This is a genomic window from Vibrio sp. 10N.222.52.C12 (genome assembly GCF_041474215.1).
Classification (GTDB): Bacteria; Pseudomonadota; Gammaproteobacteria; order Enterobacterales; family Vibrionaceae; genus Vibrio; species Vibrio crassostreae_C.
Genome location: NZ_JBFRTR010000123.1, coordinates 1 through 20,020, shown reverse-complemented (window position 1 = coordinate 20,020; position 20,020 = coordinate 1). Strand labels below are relative to the sequence as shown.

15 protein-coding genes are annotated in these 20,020 nt (G+C 40.8%); 13 read left to right on the top strand and 2 right to left on the bottom strand.

The window, feature by feature from the left end:
- Window positions 1-110: 110 nt before the first annotated feature.
- The 13 genes from AB4623_RS20485 (at window position 111) to tssG (ending at window position 15,928) form a co-directional block, all read left to right on the top strand.
- Window positions 111-629 carry an Hcp family type VI secretion system effector gene (locus AB4623_RS20485; RefSeq protein WP_012600867.1) on the top strand — a complete coding sequence of 173 codons (519 nt, stop codon included), beginning with the start codon at window positions 111-113 and terminating at the stop codon, window positions 627-629.
- Window positions 630-703: 74 nt separating this feature from the next.
- Window positions 704-2,782, top strand: coding sequence for a type VI secretion system tip protein TssI/VgrG (tssI, locus tag AB4623_RS20480; RefSeq protein WP_372147297.1), 2,079 nt, complete (start codon window positions 704-706; stop codon window positions 2,780-2,782).
- Complete coding sequence (locus tag AB4623_RS20475; RefSeq protein WP_102333578.1) at window positions 2,782-3,267, top strand: hypothetical protein; 486 nt, start codon at window positions 2,782-2,784, stop codon at window positions 3,265-3,267. Before tssI ends, AB4623_RS20475 begins: the two co-directional genes overlap by 1 nt.
- Window positions 3,268-3,292: 25 nt before the next feature.
- The gene (locus AB4623_RS20470) at window positions 3,293-4,612 is read left to right on the top strand and encodes a hypothetical protein (RefSeq protein ID WP_372101379.1); all 1,320 of its coding nucleotides are present in this window, start codon (window positions 3,293-3,295) and stop codon (window positions 4,610-4,612) included.
- Entirely contained in the window at window positions 4,593-5,585 is a 993-nt protein-coding gene (locus AB4623_RS20465; RefSeq protein ID WP_372101377.1) for a DUF2169 domain-containing protein, read from the top strand. Before AB4623_RS20470 ends, AB4623_RS20465 begins: the two co-directional genes overlap by 20 nt.
- Window positions 5,578-6,546 carry a hypothetical protein gene (locus tag AB4623_RS20460; RefSeq protein ID WP_372101376.1) on the top strand — a complete coding sequence of 323 codons (969 nt, stop codon included), beginning with the start codon at window positions 5,578-5,580 and terminating at the stop codon, window positions 6,544-6,546. The genes AB4623_RS20465 and AB4623_RS20460 overlap by 8 nt, the downstream gene beginning before the upstream one ends.
- A 581-nt stretch (window positions 6,547-7,127) precedes the next feature.
- Window positions 7,128-9,119, top strand: a complete 1,992-nt coding sequence (locus tag AB4623_RS20455) for a protein kinase domain-containing protein (RefSeq protein ID WP_102333582.1) — start codon at window positions 7,128-7,130, stop codon at window positions 9,117-9,119.
- A gap of 1 nt (window position 9,120) precedes the next feature.
- Complete coding sequence (gene tssA / locus AB4623_RS20450; RefSeq protein WP_029235906.1) at window positions 9,121-10,695, top strand: type VI secretion system protein TssA; 1,575 nt, start codon at window positions 9,121-9,123, stop codon at window positions 10,693-10,695.
- Window positions 10,696-10,712: 17 nt separating this feature from the next.
- Window positions 10,713-11,219, top strand: coding sequence for a type VI secretion system contractile sheath small subunit (tssB, locus tag AB4623_RS20445; RefSeq protein WP_017064520.1), 507 nt, complete (start codon window positions 10,713-10,715; stop codon window positions 11,217-11,219).
- A gap of 8 nt (window positions 11,220-11,227) precedes the next feature.
- Entirely contained in the window at window positions 11,228-12,703 is a 1,476-nt protein-coding gene (gene tssC / locus AB4623_RS20440; RefSeq protein WP_017067544.1) for a type VI secretion system contractile sheath large subunit, read from the top strand.
- 60 nt (window positions 12,704-12,763) lie between these two features.
- Window positions 12,764-13,174: a type VI secretion system baseplate subunit TssE gene (tssE, locus tag AB4623_RS20435; protein WP_017064522.1), complete on the top strand. Its 411-nt coding sequence runs from the start codon at window positions 12,764-12,766 to the stop codon at window positions 13,172-13,174.
- A 10-nt stretch (window positions 13,175-13,184) separates the two neighbouring features.
- On the top strand, window positions 13,185-14,933 hold the full coding sequence (gene tssF / locus AB4623_RS20430) for a type VI secretion system baseplate subunit TssF (protein WP_372147296.1): 1,749 nt from the start codon (window positions 13,185-13,187) through the stop codon (window positions 14,931-14,933).
- Window positions 14,930-15,928: a type VI secretion system baseplate subunit TssG gene (gene tssG / locus AB4623_RS20425; RefSeq protein WP_029235222.1), complete on the top strand. Its 999-nt coding sequence runs from the start codon at window positions 14,930-14,932 to the stop codon at window positions 15,926-15,928. Before tssF ends, tssG begins: the two co-directional genes overlap by 4 nt.
- Before the next feature lie 29 nt (window positions 15,929-15,957).
- On the opposite strand, the gene AB4623_RS20420 is transcribed toward tssG, so the two are convergent.
- Entirely contained in the window at window positions 15,958-16,410 is a 453-nt protein-coding gene (locus tag AB4623_RS20420; RefSeq protein WP_017062578.1) for an Lrp/AsnC family transcriptional regulator, read from the bottom strand.
- Between the two features lie 60 nt (window positions 16,411-16,470).
- Window positions 16,471-19,863, bottom strand: a complete 3,393-nt coding sequence (gene tssM, locus AB4623_RS20415; RefSeq protein ID WP_372147295.1) for a type VI secretion system membrane subunit TssM — start codon at window positions 19,861-19,863, stop codon at window positions 16,471-16,473.
- Window positions 19,864-20,020: the final 157 nt, after the last annotated feature.

The window sequence follows — 20,020 nt, the reverse complement described above, 5'->3', positions numbered from 1 at the left end:
GTATTTATTGGTTTTATAAAGTTGGCATGATGTTTGTATTAGCTTAATCAGTCGCGGTGATAAGCGATTTGGTGAATTAATGAATTATAAATTTTAAAAAGGAAATATCGATGCCAACTCCAGCATATATGTCTATCAATGGTGAAACTCAAGGTCACATTACTAAAGATACTTACTCTGCAGATTCTGTAGGTAACACTTGGCAAGAAGCTCACGTTGATGAGTTCCTAGTTCAAGAACTTGATCACGTACTAACAGTTCCACGTGACCCACAAAGTGGTCAGCCAACAGGTCAACGTGTTCACCGTCCGGTAGTAGTAACTAAAGTACAAGACCGTTGTTCACCTCTGTTATTCAACGCATTAGTGTCTGGCGAAAAGCTTCCTGAGTGTGTAATCCGTTTTTACCGTACTTCAGTACAAGGTAAGCAAGAGCACTACTACTCAATCAAGTTAATTGATGCACTACTAGTAGATATTCAAACTCGTATGAATCACTGTCAAGACGCTGCAACTTCAGATCGTGTAACTGAAGAAGTACTTAAGCTGACTTACCGTGCAATCGAAGTTACTCACGAAAACTGTGGTACTGCTGGTAATGATGACTGGCGTGCTCCACGCGAAGCTTAATCGCTTTTCGTGAAAAACAAAGGGTCAACAACTACTGTTGGCCCTATTTCTATTATTAGTATCAGGTAAAAGATATGGTGAATGACGTAGAATTTAAGTTTGAACTGCAAGGCTCCTCGCATGATTTTCGTGTGGAGAGCTTTCAGGTAATCGAAGAGCTTTCAAAGCCTTTTCAAATCAGCCTATCATTACTTTCACTTGATCCTGATATCTCATTTGACGCACTCATCCGTAAACCAGGTAGTTTGACTCTATACGGCCAAGGTGTCAGTACTGCGAGATGCTTTCACGGCGTGGTTAATGAGGTGCGTTACCTTGGATCGGGCAGGAGATTCTCTCGTTACCAATTGACTCTTGTTCCACAAGCTTGGTTTTTGAGCCAAAGACAAGACTGCCGTATTTTTCAACAAAAATCAGCGTCAGCGATCATTTCTGAAGTTTTAGATGATGCGTTAGTGACCGATTATCGATTAGAACTATCTGGTGTATACCCTTCAAAAGAATACGTGTTGCAATATCGAGAGACTGACCTTGAATTTGTTCAGAGAATTCTGGCAGAACACGGCATGTGGTACTACTTCGAACATACAGAAGCTAACCACACAATGGTTATTGTCGACAGTAATGATGCAATCGCTGAGTTATTGAGCACGCCACTAAACGGATCTTATTTAGGCCCTATTGTTTATCATGCGGATGGTGGCGGTGTTGCAGACCGCGAGCATATCTCTGATCTTGAACTTGTGAATCGAGTGAAAACCGGCCACGTTACTTACACTGACTATAACTACGAGTTTCCGAAGATCCCTCAGGAAATGAGCAGCTCCGGCGAACTCGATTTAGATTTGAAATTATTCGATTTTCCAGGACGTTACGTTGACCCAGCAATGGGGCAAGTAAGATCAAATGAATGGATGTCAGAGCACGTTGTAGATAATCAGCAAGTAGAGGCGACCAGTAATGTCATGAGACTGGCGTCTGGATACAGTTTTAGTATCAGTGAGCATCCACGTTCGGCAATTAACCGCGATTACCTCATGCTGTCGGTGATGCATAGTGGTCATGACCCTCAGGTGCATGAAGACGAAACTAATGGTCTGCCAACTACATATCATAATCAGTTCGCGTGTATTCCTAGACATGTTGAGTTTAGAGCTCCAAAACTTGAAGCTCCTTTGGTTGAAGGTACGCAAACAGCGGTTGTCGTGGGGCCTGCAGGTGAAGAGATCTATACCGATAAGCTTGGGCGAATCAAAGTCCAGTTCCATTGGGACCGTTATGGCGAGAGCGATGAGCATTCGAGTTGTTGGATTCGAGTTAGCCAATCAATGGCGGCACCGACTTGGGGGGCGGTATACCTACCTCGCATCGGTCATGAGGTGGTTGTTACCTTCCTAGAGGGAGACCCTGATAGGCCTTTAGTTACTGGTGCAGTTTATAACGGACTTCATTATCCTCCTTATTCGTTACCAGAGAACAAAACGCGTACAACTTTCAGAACTCAAACGCATAAAGGGACAGGCTATAACGAGTTGAGCTTTGAAGACGAAGCTAACCAAGAAGAAGTCTACATTCATGCGCAAAAGGACATGTCGACTAAGGTTTTGAATAACCGCTACCGCGACATAGGCCAAGATGAGTTTTTAAAGGTTGCACGCCATCAGACAAATGATGTTCACGGTGATCACAAAGAGACCATTGACGGACACAAGGCCACCCAAGTTAACAGCACGTTTACTGAAACTGTCGAACAAGATGTATCCGTTACTTACAACGCTAATGAAACTCAATATGTTAAGAACAACTCTGACTTAGAAATTGGAGACAATCAAATTACCAAGATTGGTAAGAATGATGATTTGGATGTTGGTGAAAACAGTAATTTAACGGTAGGTGCATCAAAAAGTTCTGATATAGGGGCCGATGATAACCAGACGGTTGGTGGCAACTTAACGGTCTCTGTTAAAGGAAACACTTCATACAAAGCCGATGGCGCGACGCAGGTCATAAGCGGTGACAAGATAGTACTGAAGACGGGTGGGTCTTCATTAGTGATGAATAGTGACGGTTCTATCAAGTTATCAGGTTCCTCAATAACCATCGAAGGAAGCGATAAAGTTGTAATCAAAGGTGGAAACGTGGCGATCAATTAATGATGGAAAAACAAACCCCAATTATACAAACCATCACCGAACAGCAAGCCGAATCAACGGCTTGCTTTTCGCGTTTTGGAACAATTGTATCGATTAACGAAACTAAGAGTGGTGTTCGCGTCGATTTCGAAGGAAACCCGTTGCAGCAGCCAATTAATGCGAGGTTGGGGAGAGGGTTTAAATTAGCTGAGTTGCAACTTGCTATTGATAACAACCTTTCATGTCGTATCGAGTTTCTTAATAACGACTTTAACCTTCCTTTAGTCACAGATATCTTTTTCTCCATTGTTGATGACTCGGATGAGTTTGTACTGAGAGCCAAGAAAATGGTTATTGAAACGGAACAAGAGTTAATTGTGAGAAGTGGCGAAACAGAGACTCGTTACAGCGGCCGTGATGGTCGAATTACCACCAAAGCCAAATATGTGACTTCTCAAGCTGAGAAGGCTCAAAAAATTCAAGGCGGCACCATAGCGATCAATTGATCGTGTTACTAGATTGGATTCACGGATGCGTCAAAAAATAGGTATAGATCAACTAAACCAGCCGATTACTAATGAAGACTTGGAACTCGCCATCACTAATGCGGAAAGTACGCTCACTTTATTGGACGAGCTTCCTATCAAATGGCTGGATATGTGTAATGAAAAGCTGTCACTGGCTTCGGAGACACTTGGTTTCTTGTTAAAGCAACGCTTACAAGTACATAAAAGGGGATACCCAAGCGTTAAACTGGAGTATTTAGCGCTGGCTGAGCGTCAGATTGAAGACCTAAAAAATGTTTATTTGTCTTTCTATCGATTGGCTCCGGGATTGATTCATCAATTAAAGCAGAGCGAACCAACCATTTATGCTTGGCTCATGTTGAATTCTGAGATTGGACAAGAGCAAGAAAACCTACTTTGTGGTTTATCGATACTTGATGATTTGGATTACCAAACCGCAAAATTGCTAGTTGTTCAGTCATCATTATCAGGTATCGACTCTGTGGTAATCGAAATGGTTGAAGGTGGTTGTAAACTGCCCGTGCTTTACTTGGAGTGCCTACAGTTACGCCAAACTGTCACAGTTGGTCTGCTAAAACGTTGGCTTAAAGACAAGCGGTTTTCTGAGCATAAAACACATTTATTTTTATCGTTACAAAACGATGCAGAAAGCGTTGTCTGGTTAGCTGAAAACTCAAATGGCAGTCAGAACCTGTTTGAGCGATTACTTACGAAAGAGGATAGAGGGACATGGTTTCGTCAGGAATTTGGTACCTCAATCGATAGTGTATCTGATCCCGAAGTGGTCACTTTTGCCAAACTTTTGGAGCTCAAAGAGTTTGAGAGCTTTAATCTGAGTAGTGTACAGGCTCCGTTCGATTTTGTATTACACGGTCTGAATGAACATGTTCCGAAAATAGTTGAATTAGTATCAAGCCTTGACGAGTTCGAAGGTGAGGATTGGATCCAAGCGCTTTACATTGTCTATGGGAAACGTTTACCAGTGACACCAAAAAATTTGGGGATAGACTTTGAGTGGCACGAAATACTCGAAAAGCTAAAAGAATGGGTCGAAATTGGCGCCTACAGACAAGCGTCACCGGGTCGATTGGGACAAACTTTGACTCTAGAAACCAGTATCCAAGCCATGTTCGATACTCAAGTCAGTGCTGCTTTTAGGGTTTGGATTTGGCGTCAGGTTTGCCTCCATACTCGCTCATACATCCCTTGGGATATGGCTATGCCAGTTCATCAACAAGAGTGGAATATCACGCGACTAACCCAGAATTCAACAGCCTCAGAAAGGTTTAATCTAAGGAATAATAATGCAGTTGTGGGATATTGAGAACCATCCAGAACTTTCAATCAAAGGCCGTTTTCAACGGGATCATAATGGCAATGAGGTGTGGATTGTCGTTGGAAAACGTTCATGGCAACTCGTAGGTTCTGTTTGGAAGGAGCAAGAAGAGGCAGAGATCTATGACGATCCTGTCTACCTGGGTGAAGCAGGGCTTTCCGCGATGAAAGCTGACCAAGAGTTCTCAGTTGTTAAAACCAACACAGATGTACTGATTTTCGGTAAGGCCCGAAGCTACGCGAAAAAGGCAGTTACGTACCATGAGTGTCGGCTTTTGATTGATGGCCATATCGACAAAACCATATCGGTACTTGGTGATAGGCAATGGATTGAGCACGGAGGTAGCGTAACGCTAAGTAAACCACTCCCATTTGTGGAAAAAGAGATCGACTTCTCCTGTGCTATCGGAGGCGATTTAAGAAACCGGCTCGGCGGAGGTATTGCTGATACTAAAGGGGAACTATTGAAACAGAAGGTTCCTTCGGTTTTTTATCCTACGGAAGATTGGAGTGCGACACCCAAGAATACACGGGTTGCTGGATTTGGCCCGTTAGCCCCATTTTTTGGGGCTCGTCAGCAATATGCTGGCACTTTTGATGATGATTGGCTAGAGAATAGGAAACCTCTTTATCCCGTAGACTTTGACCAGCGTTTTTATCAGAGTGCGCCACTAGACCAACAATGCAAAGGCTTCATATCTGGCGGTGAACGATTGATGATGAGTGGCTTTTGCCATAATGATGCACTCTCTTTCCGTTTCCCCAAAGAGATGTATGTAGCAGAAGCTCAATTTAAAAATGCCAACTATCAAGTAGATATGCCTATTTCTACGGTTTTCATTGATACAGAGGCTCGCATACTTTCAATCAGTTACAGCGCTGCCTTTCCATGTCAAAGCGAGGAGCATCTTTTAGTGTCAACGAAGATCCATAAAAAACAGGAGTTGTCGGATAATGAATAACAATTCAGCACGATTCGTTATTGGTATGGAAGCCATGACACCAACGGGCATGAATCTTGATATTGCCACAACAGTTGCCAAAGCGGATTTGGGAAGGTTCGATCAGCAAGTGGCCGGTGATGGGATAGAAAGATTCACGTACGCTAGTATTGAATACATTTCCAGTACATCATTGTTTGACAAGTGTTCGGTGCTTATTGAGAGCTTGATCGACTCTCTTTTAAAGCAGTTACCTACATCATTAAAGCCTATTCCGTTACTCGTCAATGTACCGGGCTCTATTTCTGCTGTGGAGATGAGTCAGTGGTTAAGTGAATGTAAGCATTGTGATTCAATATCACGTTATGAAGTGGTTCAACAAAGTGGACCATCATACTTGACCACATCATTGGCTAAGTTGAACCAATTCGATGCAATAATGAGTATCTCAGTAGATTCACTTGTTGATGATCTCAGTGACTTAATCGAAGCTGGAGATGTCATGAGTTCAACTAATCCATGGGGCATAATACCGAGTGAGGGCGGGGCTGGAGTCATTTTGTGTCGAAACAATTTGGTTAAAACGTTAAAACTTAAGCCCTTGGCGCAATTAGGTTACTTTGACTTAGAAGCCGCAAACACAACTCGTAGAACAATGATGAAGTTAGTGAGAAATGCGAGCCGTAAGATCAAAAATTTTGGACCTGTATTCACTGACATGACTAATCTCAGATCTCACACTGAAGATTATGGCTTCGCGTTAGGTGCGCGCGCGGAATATTTCGAAAACCCTCAACAGCCGACTTTGATCAATGATTTATGGGGGACATTAGGTCGTTGTTCCGCATTGGCATTATTGGCTAGCGCGATCCGTGACGCACCTAACAGTAAACAGGTGACCCTGTTAATGTTTGATATTCAGGGAGAAAGGGCGCTCCTTCAATTGGTCCGAATGAAACATATTGGATTTGGTCCAAGTTAGTTCGGGGTCAACGTTTTTGTGTAACTATTGTTTATGAGAATTAGTTTAAGTTTGATGCTCTAGAGAGAGCTGCAATGTTCTGTTATGTATTGCCAATTTGCACTTTTATCAATTGAGCTGAAATTTGCGAGCGTTACTTTTAACTTGAGGTGTTTGGCAAGTGGCTTAGCTACATCATTGTGTTAGGCATTTTAACAACTAACTTAAAACTCATTCATATTGGATAGTTTCTAATTGTATGGCTTTCATCTTAACTGCAGGATTTTAGGTTATCTCCAGTCTATTTAAAGGCTTCTAAATACGATTGAGTTGACTAGCTGCACTCCCAACTATTTATCATACTAAACGTTAATAATGTGATTTATGTCACGATGGGAATTTTAACCATTATTGAAACGGAAATTTATCTATATTTCGAGTGAAAAGTTGTTAGTCAATGAGTTTGTTATTACACGGCGTTATTTAGTAATAATAACTAAAGTAATAGTCTTACCGGGCGTTTTAAATACTGCTATTGAAAAGGGTATTGGACAGTAATTATTATCCAGCATTAATTTATTTCGTTTGATAAAGAGTTTAGCGTGCCAGAAAAGCAAGGGACAGCCAAAGGTTATCTAGATAAGTTGGTTGTGAAAGCGATCGAAAAGAAAAATCAGCAAGCTCAGAATATGGCTAATAAAAATAAGCCCAAGCTAGAGTATGTGATTTTCTCCCAATTTGACGTCTTAGATACATTACCTTCAAAAAATGGCAAAACGACTGTTTATCACCTGGCCAAGAAAGGGAACCCTGAAAAACAGGTTTGCTGTAAGGTTTTAAATGAAGGTTCATCTGAACTTGCGAATGAATTAATCATTAATGAAGCCAGTCGTCTTGAGATGTCTCAACATCCGAGTGTTGCTGATTTCATTAAAATAGGCAAAGAGTTCGATCGACCATACTTTATGTATCAGTGGATTCAGGGCGAATCTTTGGCTGAAAAAATGGCTCGTCATACTCCTAAAGGTTTTAGGCATGATCATATTGCGTGGCTGATATATCAATTATCTGGTGCGCTTGAGTTTATGCACACGAGAGGTGTCTGCCATTTAGATATTAAACCTTCAAACATTATTGTTACAGAGTCCGATTATGTAAAGTTGATCGACTTTGGTGCTGCTCGTTATGTTGGTGAATCTAATACTTACGCAGAAGCAAGCATGAGCTATGCGTCTCCTGCATTTATAAAGTCTGGCGTGGCTCAACCTCAAGATGACGTCTATTCATTGGCGTTATTAACTGGGCATCTATTTCTTGGTGCTGCATTTGGTGATGCTTGGACAACTCAATTACAAGCAAAAAAACGACCAGGTTTAATCCCTAACCATGTATGGAAGTTAATTAAAGATGTTGTCAACAACCCTCGACAGCACAGGTATACAGCGACTTCGTTTGCGCAGCAACTAGCTAAGATCGATACCCAAAAATTTGGTGCTGATGTAAGTGCTCCCTTATTTAGTAGTTTACGGAATGCTGATCTCGTTCTAACCAAACATCGAACTATTGACAGAATTCAAAGTGGTCGACTCCGATACTTAGAAGCGAGTTTGGTTCTGTGTGTCGTAATTATCACTGGCACATATTTATATAACCAAGGTCAGCCTGAATGGAAATCGATTGTTAAATCTACCAGCAGTTCAAGTAGCCTTGTGAGCACTATTAAACCTGCACAAACCGCGTCTTTTTTAGCGCAGTCTCCATGGGATATTGAATTCGCGTTACAAGATATGGAAAAAGATGTCGTCTCGACAGCTCCTTACCGAGAAGCTTATGAAGTCCAACAGAGCAAATTAGCTAAGTTGTATAAAAACTATGAATCGGACTTGAATGAATATGAAGGGGCGGTCGATCTACTTCCTAAAACTCTGATGTCGATCCGGCATGATCTCGTTGTTTTGCGAGAAAAACTGAACAGTGACGGCTCTCTATTTCCTTATGCAGATAAAGCGCTGACGGAAACGATGGCAAGTCTGAATAAGGCGACCATCAATTCACAAAATATTGCCGCCTTTGGTGGGAATCAAGAACAGCGTTTAGTCGAACTCATCTTAGATGGGAAATCAGATGTTGCAGACAGTGATATTGAAACTGCTTGGAAAGTAAACCAGTCAAGAGCCTACTTTTATAGTCATGTATTACCGCGAAAAGTGCTCAGCGGAATAGATGCCTCGATAGAGAAAAATGCAAAGCAGCATTATTACACCAAAGCAATTCTTGAGGCAGAAGCTGCGCAATCATTTTTTGGTAACACGCCAAAATTGAAAGCTAAAGTAAGAGCTCTAAAAGTAGCAAGAAGCGAATTTATCTTGTTCAGTACTGTAACTGAACAATCAGTATTTGGCCGACAGAAACTTCACGACTCGTTAGCTGATCTAGAGACTAATGCCCCTAAGAAATTCAGCGAAATAACGGAAATTCTTAATAGTATGGCAAGTGATTCTATAGACAAAAGTCATCAACTATCTAAACCAGCGCGAGGTGCTATAGCAATCGAGCGAGCAATTAGAAATTACAATTCTGAAAGCAGAGGTTAACTTGAGTCTGATCGATACTGAAACGCTATTAGCACCAATATCTGAACACTCACCAACTGGTGAGGATGCTAGGTACGAGTTTTGCTATGAAATGATGGAAGCCGAAGTGAAAAAATTTGGTTCATTATTTGGTGAGACTGTTGACTGGCATATAGTAAAAGTCCATTCGATTGAAGTGCTAAGTCAGCATAGTAAGGATCTTAAAGCGCTTTGTTATCTGATCCGTTCTTTGGTAGAGGACAAAGGCGAGATAGGGCTTGAGGAAGGATTATCTTTGCTCAATGACTCAATCAGTCGTTTTGGTCATGAGTTATACCCTAAACGTAAAAGAGGTAGAGATGGGGCTGTTGAGTGGCTCAATCATCAATTCAAACTCGTCGCGACTAAATTGTCTGCAGAATCCCTTGACTGGGAAGTTCTATCTCGATGTATCACACTAACTGAAGGTATCCAGCGTCAGTTTGACGAGATATTTCAAGACTCTGATGTAGACTTTTTCGAATTAAAAAGTCATTTGAATCAACTAATGCAGAACGCATCTTTAAATGAAGAAACGTTGGTTGAACACAGTTTGGCTGATTCCGAACCGCTCATTGATGTTGTTGCACTGTCCGAGAAAGCGATCGTTCCACAAAGCCACGAAGCTGACAGTCCGAAGACGCACACCACGCCTAATCAGAAACGAAGTAAACCTCGAGAGCACAGCACTGTAGACGTTGACACAGATTTTTCATCTCCGGCTGCATCAAAGCGTACGTTAAAAAAAGTGTCTGAGATCATGGTGCATTCAAATCCGACTGAACCTTTAGGATATCGGATTTACCGTCACCTGACATGGGCCGACGTTGATGGTTTACCTGATCACAAAGACAATCTAACGCCTCTTAGCCTCGCTGTGTCATCAGACCAGCAGGCGGAATATCGAGATAAAGCAAATCAAGAAAGTGATATCGATACGATCAAGCGTTTAGAGCGAACACTTACTGATGCGCCATTTTGGCTGACTGGGCATTATTTCGTTTATTCAATGTTAGACAATCTTGGGTATGACGAAGCTGCGTTGGCTGTAAAGCAAGAAACAAAGAGATTTGTCGATTCTTTTGAGGGAATTGAGAACCTCTCTTTCAAAAATTCTATTCCATTTGCGGATGAAGCAACGATTACTTGGTTGTCTACAGGTAACGCTTGTCCTTCGGGTAAGTCGTCAATAATTCAAACTATTGTTGTAGCTGAAGATGATCTATCTGAGATGGAGGATATTGCCCTAGGTGACTTGGGTAAATATGTGGCTGAACTGTCAAACAAACTCGAGTTGGATAACTCCGGTCGTGGACAATTCATGTTGCACTTAAAGTTAGTGAAAGCCTACCAAAGTGTTGGTTTATACCCTTTGTGCTTGCCTTACTTGGAACAAAGTTGGGCGGTGGCTAAGGAACTAAATCTATCAATTTGGGAACCCCATTTGTTTTTTTCTTTAGAAAATCTAATTCAAAAAACTCTAAAGGAACTATATCGAACTAAGGATTTTTTACCTGTGAGATATAGCGAATGGGAAACAATTTATGACCAGCAATAAACTAGAAAGGACTAATTATGTCACGTGATGGCTCGGTGGCTCCGAAAGAGCGAATTAATATACGTTATGTTCCAGCAACAGGCGATGCGTCTGATGATGTTGAACTGCCCCTAAGTATGATGGTTGTCGGTGACTTCACTGCTCGTGCAGATGAAACTCCGATCGAAGAGCGTAATCCGATTAATATCGATAAAGATAACTTTAACGAAGTATTAGAAGGTTACGCACCGAATATAAAAGCAAATGTTGAAAACCGTCTTTCTGATGAAGAAGGTGCGCAAATTGGCGTTGATATTACATTCAAAAATATGAAGGACTTTACTCCAGAGTCGATTGCGAAGAGCGTTCCTGAGCTGAATGGTTTACTAGAACTTCGTGAAGCCTTGGTTGCATTGAAAGGCCCTCTAGGGAATGTACCTGCTTTCCGTAAGAAGATTGCAGCAGTTCTTCAAGATGAAGAAGCAAGAAAGAAACTTTTGGATGAACTAAGCATTGGTGCAGACCAAGGCGAAAAAGCAGAGTAAGGAAGATCATGTCGGCAGAAGCACAAGCACCAGAACAAGAAGCAGCTCTAGTTGAGTCAGGCTCTCTTCTGGATAGCATTTTAAATGAGACTCGCATTAAACCTAGTGATGAGGGTTTTGACGTTGCAAAGCGTGGCGTTGAAGCATTCATTGGTGAGTTATTAAGCAGCTCAACAGTAGAAAAAGTAGACCAGTCTTTAGTTGATTTGATGATCTCTGAGATTGATCAAAAGTTGTCTAAACAGGTTGATGCAATTCTTCACAACGAAGAAGTTCAAGCGATTGAATCAACATGGCGTGGTCTTAAATATCTTGTTGATCACACGGACTTCCGTGAAAACATTCAAATCGAACTTATTTCGGCTAAGAAAGACGAAGTTCTGGATGATTTTGAAGATGCTCCTGAAGTAGTGAAATCAGGTTTATATAAGCAGATTTATACTCGTGAATACGGTCAATTTGGTGGTAAGCCTGTAGGTGCCGTTATTTGTGATTACCAACTATCTGCGTCTTCGCCTGATATTAAACTAATGGAATATATGGGTAATGTAGGTGCTATGTCTCATGCACCATTTATTACTTCTGCATCTTCTCAATTCTTTGGTTTAGATTCTTATGAAGAATTACCAAACTTAAAAGACTTAAAGTCGGTATTTGAAGGTCCTCAGTATACTAAGTGGCGCGGATTCCGTGAGCACGAAGACGCACGTTATGTTGGGCTGTGTACATCACGTTTTATGCTGCGTACGCCATACTCAGTTGAAGACAACCCAATTAAGGCGTTTGACTACGATGAAATGGTTACGGACAGCCATGACAATTACCTTTGGGGTAACTCAGCTTATGCTATGGCTTCAAAGATCAGTGAGTCGTTTGCAAAATATCGCTGGTGTCCAAACATTATTGGCCCGCAAAGTGGTGGTGCGGTAACCGATTTACCGGTTTATAACTTTGAAGCGATGGGTCAGATCGAAACTAAGATCCCAACCGAAATTCTGGTTTCTGACCGCCGTGAGTATGAACTTGCAGAAGAAGGCTTTATGGCTTTAACAATGCGTAAAGGTTCTGATAACGCAGCGTTCTTCTCGGCAAACTCAGTTCAAAAACCAAAAGTGTTTGCGAATACACCTGAAGGCAAGCAAGCTGAGATGAACTACAAGTTGGGTACTCAGCTACCTTACATGTTCATTATTAACCGCTTAGCTCATTACATTAAAGTACTTCAACGTGAGCAAATTGGTTCTTGGAAAGAGCGTACCGATTTGGAAGTTGAGCTAAATAAATGGATCCGTCAATACGTATCTGACCAAGAGAACCCGCCAGCAGAAGTTCGTGGTCGTCGACCGTTACGAGCGGCTAAAGTCGAAGTGTCTGACGTTGAGGGTGACCCAGGTTGGTATAAAGTATCGATGTCTGTTCGTCCTCACTTCAAGTACATGGGCGCGAGCTTTGACTTATCTTTGGTTGGTAAGCTAGACCAATAATAAGTTTGGAAATAAATAAGCGGCCAGGTTTACTGGCTGCTTTTTTTCTTAGAGTGTTATATGGAAAAAGGTTACCGATTATTAGAACGAATTGAACTTGGTGAGCCGAAAAATTGTTATGAAAAAGTGGTTTCACATAGGCATTTAATTGAATCCATTCATCTGCACCTTGCTGATTTGCTTAATACTCATGCGGGTAATTCAATGATCGATCGGGAATATGGCTTACCTGATTTCAATGATGTTCTATCGAACAACACCAATTTAGTTCGTCACATCCAAAAGAACATCACTTCCACAATAGAAAGCTTCGAACCTCGGCTACGAAGTGTTGAAGTACATTACCGAGAAAATCACAACAACCCTCTTCAATTAGGCTTTGGCATATGCGGAGAAGTCTTACACAACGGTGGAAAAGTTCCGATGTCTATCGATGTCTATATGGGAACTGACGGCCAATTTAACGTTTAGTAGGTGCCCATTGAGTAACAGTAAATACTTTCAAGATGAACTCACATATCTACGAGAATCCGGCAGCGAATTTGCCAAGTACAATCCAAAACTGACCAACTTTTTGTCTGAAGGAACATTCGATCCTGATGTAGAACGTCTTCTTGAAGGTTTTGCGTTTCTTACTGGCCGTATTAGAGAAAAGATTGATGATGAACTCCCAGAGCTCACTCAGTCGTTAATGACGCTGTTGTGGCCACATTACATGCGCTCGATTCCTTCGTTATGCATTAGCGAACTAACGCCACACTCCGGAAGTGTCACTGAAAAAACAGTGGTAAAGCGCGGGGCTGAGATGGCTAGTGAACAAGTGGAAGGTACGCAATGTTTATTCAGAACCTGCTATGACGTAGAGCTTTTCCCCTTAAAAATCACAAGCATTGACCAAAGCAACAGTCGAACAAGCTCATCTGTTGATGTGACACTTGCGACTGAACATGGGCTAGAGTTATCTCGTATCGGGTTAGATAAATTAAGGTTTCATTTACATGGTGAGATCCATATAACTAGAATTCTTTTCTTATGGATATTTAGATACTTAGACTACGTCGAGTTAGACGTGGGCGGTGGGTATAAACGTAAACTTGGACCTGAATTTGTTAAACCGGTTGGGTACCAAGACGACGAAGCGATACTGCCATATAGCGACAATTCATTTGCAGGTTATCGTTTGTTGCAAGAATATTTTTCTTTACCAGACAAATTTATGTTTTTTGATATTACGGGTCTCGATTGGCTAAAAGGGATACCACAAAGAAGTACCGTGAACCTTAAATTCCATTTTAAGAGAGCATTACCTGCCGAAGTTGTCCTGAAAGATAAGCACTTAAGGTTACATTGCACGCCAGCTGTGAACCTATTCGAAAAAGATGGTGATCCAATTCGGCTTGAACATCGCCGAAATGAGTATAAAGTTCGGCCACAGAGTGACAACCAGGAACACTACGAAGTTTATTCAATAAACCAAGTAGAAAGTTGGAGCAAAAATGAAAGGCGACGAAAATCTCTTATTGAATTTGAGTCCTTTGAACACCAAATAAATCAAAGAGATAAACGTGATTTCTACAAGTCAAAAGTTTCAGAGCGAGTGAGTGGAAGAGGGCTTGAGCGTTATATATCTTTTCATACCCACAATGGGGATATTGCAGACCTAGGAACCGAAACGGTTTTGATGAAGTTATTGTGCAGTAATGCAGATTTGTCTGAAAGATTGTCTGTAGGAGACATCATATATACCACACATAAATCTCCAACTTACGCCACGTTTAGTAATATTACTAAACCTACGCAATCTGTTAGCCCGCAAGTGAATGGCGAACTCCAATGGCAACTGATTGCTAATATGTCATTGAATTATCTATCGCTCTCTAATATTGATGTACTCAAGGTTTTACTGTCTACATATGACTTCCATTCTAGAGTGGATAGGCAGGCTCATAGGGCTTCGTTGCACAGGCTTGACGGCATTATCTCATCAGAAATGAAACCTATCGATAGAGTGTTTAGAGGGGTATCCGTTCGTGGTAATCAATTTAAGCTTAAGATGAACTCTAGTTTTTTTGTCAATGAAGGGGACATGTTTTTGATGGCAAATGTATTGAATGAGTTCATACGCTTATATTCAAGTGTTAACTCATTTACAGAGTTAGAAGTCTACGATGAACGCAGTGGCGAAAGCTACCAATGGGCAAGTTTAACTGGACAGCAAACAATCTTATGATTGATGAATTATCAGAAAAAATAAACGAATTTAGCTTTTTTCAAGCAGTTTTGTTGTTAGAGAAGCACTACCAACTATTACCGGGCAGTGATTTTGTAGCGGTTGGTGAAAACAAATATTTTTATCAAGAGAGAATTGCGTTTAGTGTCTCACCAAACCTCTGTTTCCCCAAAAGTGATATGGAATTCATCAGTCATATGGAAAGGTCTGGTGAGCACTATTCGAGAATTGAAACTAACTTCTTAGGATTACACGGTTCAAGTTCACCTTTGCCCGCGAACTATACAGAAAAATTAGTAGGTAGAGATGATGATGATAATCCAGTTAGAGACTTCTTTGATTTCTTTCATAATAGATATACCAGTTTAATCTATCGTGTTTGGAAAAAGTACCGTTATCATGTTCAGTATCAAAGCGATGCAACAGATGACTTTTCTGGGCGTATGCTGCACCTAGCAGGGTTGTCTAATGTTATTCAAGAGTCCGATACGATCGGGCTTGATCGTGCAAAGATTTTGTCTTACGTCAATCAGCTATCTACCAGGACACGCTCTCCGAAACTTATTTCTGGCATTGTTGCGCACTATTTTTCATTACCAAGTGTTCGAATCGAAGAGTGGGTCTTTCGAAGAGTAAAAATTGCCGAATGCCAAAGGAATCAATTAAATAGAACGAATTGTATTTTGGGTTCAAATTTACATTTAGGTAAGAGCATCCCAGATCTAAACGGTAAGTTTAATCTTTGTATTGATAACATTGATTTCGAGACGTTCCGAAAGTTCTCCTATGGAGGAGATTTCCATAAAACTTTAGTGGGGTTGATGCGTTTTATTCTTCGTGACCCCATGTCTTGGGATTTAAAGCTAACCGTTGATTTAGACTCAGTTCCAAAGAACCAACTCGGTCAAGGTGATGGGACGAGTTTGGGGCAAACTTTTTGGTTGGGTCAAGCAGGTACGAAAGATGCGAAGATTAGAGTAATTGGAGGCATTTAAAAAAGCCGCTCATAAGAGCGGCTTTATTTTTAACGACTGATTGGCTGGTGTAGCACTACTGTTGTATTGAGAGAGCGAATGCCATTGAAAGACTCTATCTCATTACATAAATGGTGTATTGATTGCAGATCAGGAGCTTCAATCAAAGAAATAATGTCGTAGGTCCCCCCAACAATGCTTGTAAGTCTGACTTCAGGTAGTTCTTTTAATGCATTACTTACATCATTTTTCTTACCTTTTTCACAAGAAATTAGCAAATAACTGGCCGCTTTTCTCCCGTCATTTTCTACTCTTATTTGTGCCGTATACCCTTTGATAATACCGGTCTTTTCAAGCCTGTTGATGCGTTCAGCGACCGCTGTTCGCGACAAGCCGATGTTGCGAGAAAGATTAGCAATCGATTCTCGCCCATTGGAGAGTAGATTCGAAAGAATTTTACGATCTAGTTTGTCTAAGCCTTGTAAACTAATGTTGGACATCATGTGTTCTGCCTTTTCTGAATTATTATTGTATTTGTATTTGTATTTGTATTTGTATTTTTACTATATAGCTTCGGGTAGAGTGAAGTTATACAGCTCCGCTAACGTAAACGGGTTTTTCTGAGTCAAAGGAGTGATTCGCAAGCTCAGATCTCTGCCTGATACTTTTATATCACTCACGAAGCTACCGTTATGGGTATTTGTTAACGTTGAGTCACCAAATAACCGATAGATAGCCCATTGACCATTCTTGCTTAGTACATGTTGTTTACCTTCGTCTGTTACATCTTGAATTGTTATACTGATATTGAAATCTCCATTTTGAGGAGGCCACTCAAGTTCGCGAATTCTGCTGGGACCATGGTAATAGTTGATATTTGAGTCCGCTATTTTTAAGCTTGCTCTGATCGCACTAGAATCAAGATCAAGTACCTTCGCACTAAATGGAAGGTACAAACGGTTTGTACTCTTGTTGATTAGTGTATCTCTGATGACATTGTAATTTCGTAACTGAACAAGCAGTTCTGGTGAGAGAGGCATAATTTCACCTTCTACTTGTTTTGGCGTCCATAGGTTTGTGTCATAAAAAGGAGCGAAATTTTTATCGATAAATGCATCAAGCAAGCCTCCCGATGCGAAAAGCAGCTCAAAGTCTTCGATCGAAATTTCTTCTGTTGCACTTAGATCAAAAGGGTACCTTCCTAAACCTAACTCTTTGAACTTAGAATAGATCTCACTATACCAAAGAGTCTGTATTCCTTTTGATGATTCAGAAATCATCACGGACCAGCTCTGGTTAACTACGTCTAAAAGCCAACTTCTTACTGGCTCAGGAGATTTTTGTGCAATTTGTTTTAAACGAATCAGAGGATCGGCATCCGTACTACTCATTCGGTGTTGTGCTGCAGACAACGCTGCCATTTGAGGGGCCGGTGCGTCTGCTATATCTTTCATATACGTACGAACTCTGCTCAGTGCAGTTATCGTTTCATCCCATGGTGTAGGGGAGTTAGGGGTTTCGTTAATTTGTAATTGATTCAAGATGTGGAAAGCTTGTTCAACTCTTTTCATTAATAAGTAGTCAGGCTTTACAAGTTCTTCAACGAGTTCTGGTGCTGCATTTACGGCACCAGCAAGTTTAGGGTTAACCTGGGCCATTAATGCATTCTGTTGTCCAACCGGGGAAAACTGAGTGTTTGTATAAACTTGTTTTAGAACGGTTGTCATAGGAGAAGAGGGACCAGAGATCAGATCAATGGCGTTAGTAATCTCCCCTATATTGTTATAACGCTTTACTTTTAGTTCGCTTAAAGCATTTCGCCAATAACTGATGTAGTCATCCGTATATTTTTTTCTTACTTGCTTCTTGAATGTCTCTTGTTCTTTGTCTGTTGGGATTACGTGGTTTGACAAACCCAATACCCAGTTGTCGGTGATGACTTGTTGCGACATTAAATCGACGCGAGGGCGGTAAAACGTACTGAAGCCTGTAGATGTGTAAACTTTATCGATTTCTAATCGTTGAGGATCCAAGTTGTCGTTGAAGACATTATTAAAGTCGAAACCGACTGCTCGCTGTAAATTCAAAGTGCCTAAATCAATGTCACCTGCTTGTTGTAACAAGCTGGCGTACACAAGATCTACATTTGAACTAGAGAGTAGAGAACGTCTTGTCGCACGCACCATATTCATGTTGATCGATACAGGTTCAAAATCAGTGCGGAAATATGCGTCCAAATATTTCATCACTGTCGTGATCGTGTCTGGTTGATCACTGAGTTTTTGGAGCGTTGACATCGTTTGCTGACGTAGAAATTTTATCTCGCGTTTTGTAGGATCATTCAACATTAAGTAACCTTTTAGTAAAGGCAGTGCATTATTAACGTTGTCTTGATTTTGTGTTAGTTGCAAACGATAACCTTGCTCAATTACTGGCATTAAGTGGTTTCTAATTTGCATTATGAGGGCGTTATAAGCGATTTTCGTACTTTCATCGAGACGACTTACATTCATATTCACAAGTTCATTATCTAGCGCTTGTGAGCCACTAAGCCATGCTTGATAAGATGGTTGTACAGTTTGGATCGCACTTGAAAGAGAACTTTCAAAAGAATTGCCTTTTGGGTAAGACGATTGTGAATCATCTATACCAATAAGCTGACTAATCACTCTCAGGTTGTCATCTAAAGTCGTTGAAAACAGGTAAGCACCACTACCTAGTAAAATAATGGAAGCTGCAACGGCTAGACGGCTCTGCCTCTGGATCATCCTAAGGTAAGTCTTGTTTTCACCTGCGAAATCAGATTCAGGCAGGATCTGAGAGTCCATTAAGAAACGCGTAAAATAGGGCGTTTCTGTTAACTGAGTATGTTCCGACGCAATGATCGGCAAGTTAAAGTAGTTGCTGCAACTCTTAGCTAATAGGTTGTATTTTCTACCACCTTGGATATTCGATATAAAAAACACTTCACGGATATCAAGAGAATAAGACCCAGTATTGAGTTCTGAAAGTCGTTCTATCACAGAAGCAATTTCAGACTGACACAATTCGAATTGTTTAGGGAATGCTAATATGGCTTGCTTCTCGTTAACTTCATTAGAGTGAGACGACGAATCTAACGCATTGCTCTCCATTACTTTTACTAAATTACGGAAGCTATCATGGTAGTACTCAACAAATACACCTTTAGCTTCCTTTAATGGAATTGATAGAAATTCAACCGAGGTCTTTAAAGAACTAAAGTGTATGTATTCCTTAAATCCTTCTAGCTTGTCGAGCTTAGACATCATTAAATATAAAGGGATCGCTGAAGATGTTTTTTCACTTACTGATTCTAATCGATGGTTAAGCGCGGTTAACGTGTAATCGATTTGTTCGGTTTCAGAGACAATTAGAAATTCAAAATCGATAAAAAACAAGCAACCAGAAAATGGCTTTCTAGGCTTGTGTTTAATGACCTCATCTACAAATGTGTTCCACAGAGCGCTATCGTTACTTGATACTTCTTGAAACAATAGGCGTTGATCCGGTTTGATATACACGGCGGAGTCTGACTCATACCATTCGAAAAAATCATTCTTTGCAGTACGAGTCTGATCCATTGGCTTGATTGCACTGGAGTTAAGTAGAAACTGAGTTCGACCCGCGTATTTATTGCCAATCATTAAATAGATTGACTTTTTATTGGAACCAGAAAGAAGCGGACGGATGACCATGGCTAATGCTTCTTCTTCTGTTTCCAGCTTTAGGGCTTTAGTGTTGTTTTTCTTTTTTAGCCACAACGTTACCTGAAACAACGAATAGAAAATTGTTATAGCACCTAAAGCAATCCATAGGTAAAACTTGTCTGTTATATCTAGCCAAAGGATATAGATTGCAGCGATCGTAGCAGCAAGAAAGAGGAAAATGGCCGTTGATATAACAACAGGGTTCCTCATTAGTTTGTGTTTTAACATAAGCCTATTTCGTTGTTTTGAGTTTGTTGTAATACCGAGTCTTAAGACGGTTTTATGAGTTTTACGGTTTATTTGCTGACAGATCTGATTCTAAGGTTTTTATTTTGTGTAAATAGACGTTCAGTATCCGAAGAGATTCCCTATCTGGCAGGGTAGA

Coding starts and splice junctions, on each gene's coding strand:
- AB4623_RS20485 (WP_012600867.1), top strand. CDS start 111: ATGCCAACTCCAGCATATATGTCTATCAATGGTGAAACTCAAGGTCAC.
- tssI (WP_372147297.1), top strand. CDS start 704: ATGGTGAATGACGTAGAATTTAAGTTTGAACTGCAAGGCTCCTCGCAT.
- AB4623_RS20475 (WP_102333578.1), top strand. CDS start 2,782: ATGATGGAAAAACAAACCCCAATTATACAAACCATCACCGAACAGCAA.
- AB4623_RS20470 (WP_372101379.1), top strand. CDS start 3,293: ATGCGTCAAAAAATAGGTATAGATCAACTAAACCAGCCGATTACTAAT.
- AB4623_RS20465 (WP_372101377.1), top strand. CDS start 4,593: ATGCAGTTGTGGGATATTGAGAACCATCCAGAACTTTCAATCAAAGGC.
- AB4623_RS20460 (WP_372101376.1), top strand. CDS start 5,578: ATGAATAACAATTCAGCACGATTCGTTATTGGTATGGAAGCCATGACA.
- tssB (WP_017064520.1), top strand. CDS start 10,713: ATGTCACGTGATGGCTCGGTGGCTCCGAAAGAGCGAATTAATATACGT.
- tssC (WP_017067544.1), top strand. CDS start 11,228: ATGTCGGCAGAAGCACAAGCACCAGAACAAGAAGCAGCTCTAGTTGAG.
- tssE (WP_017064522.1), top strand. CDS start 12,764: ATGGAAAAAGGTTACCGATTATTAGAACGAATTGAACTTGGTGAGCCG.
- tssG (WP_029235222.1), top strand. CDS start 14,930: ATGATTGATGAATTATCAGAAAAAATAAACGAATTTAGCTTTTTTCAA.
- AB4623_RS20420 (WP_017062578.1), bottom strand. CDS start 16,410: ATGATGTCCAACATTAGTTTACAAGGCTTAGACAAACTAGATCGTAAA.
- tssM (WP_372147295.1), bottom strand. CDS start 19,863: ATGTTAAAACACAAACTAATGAGGAACCCTGTTGTTATATCAACGGCC.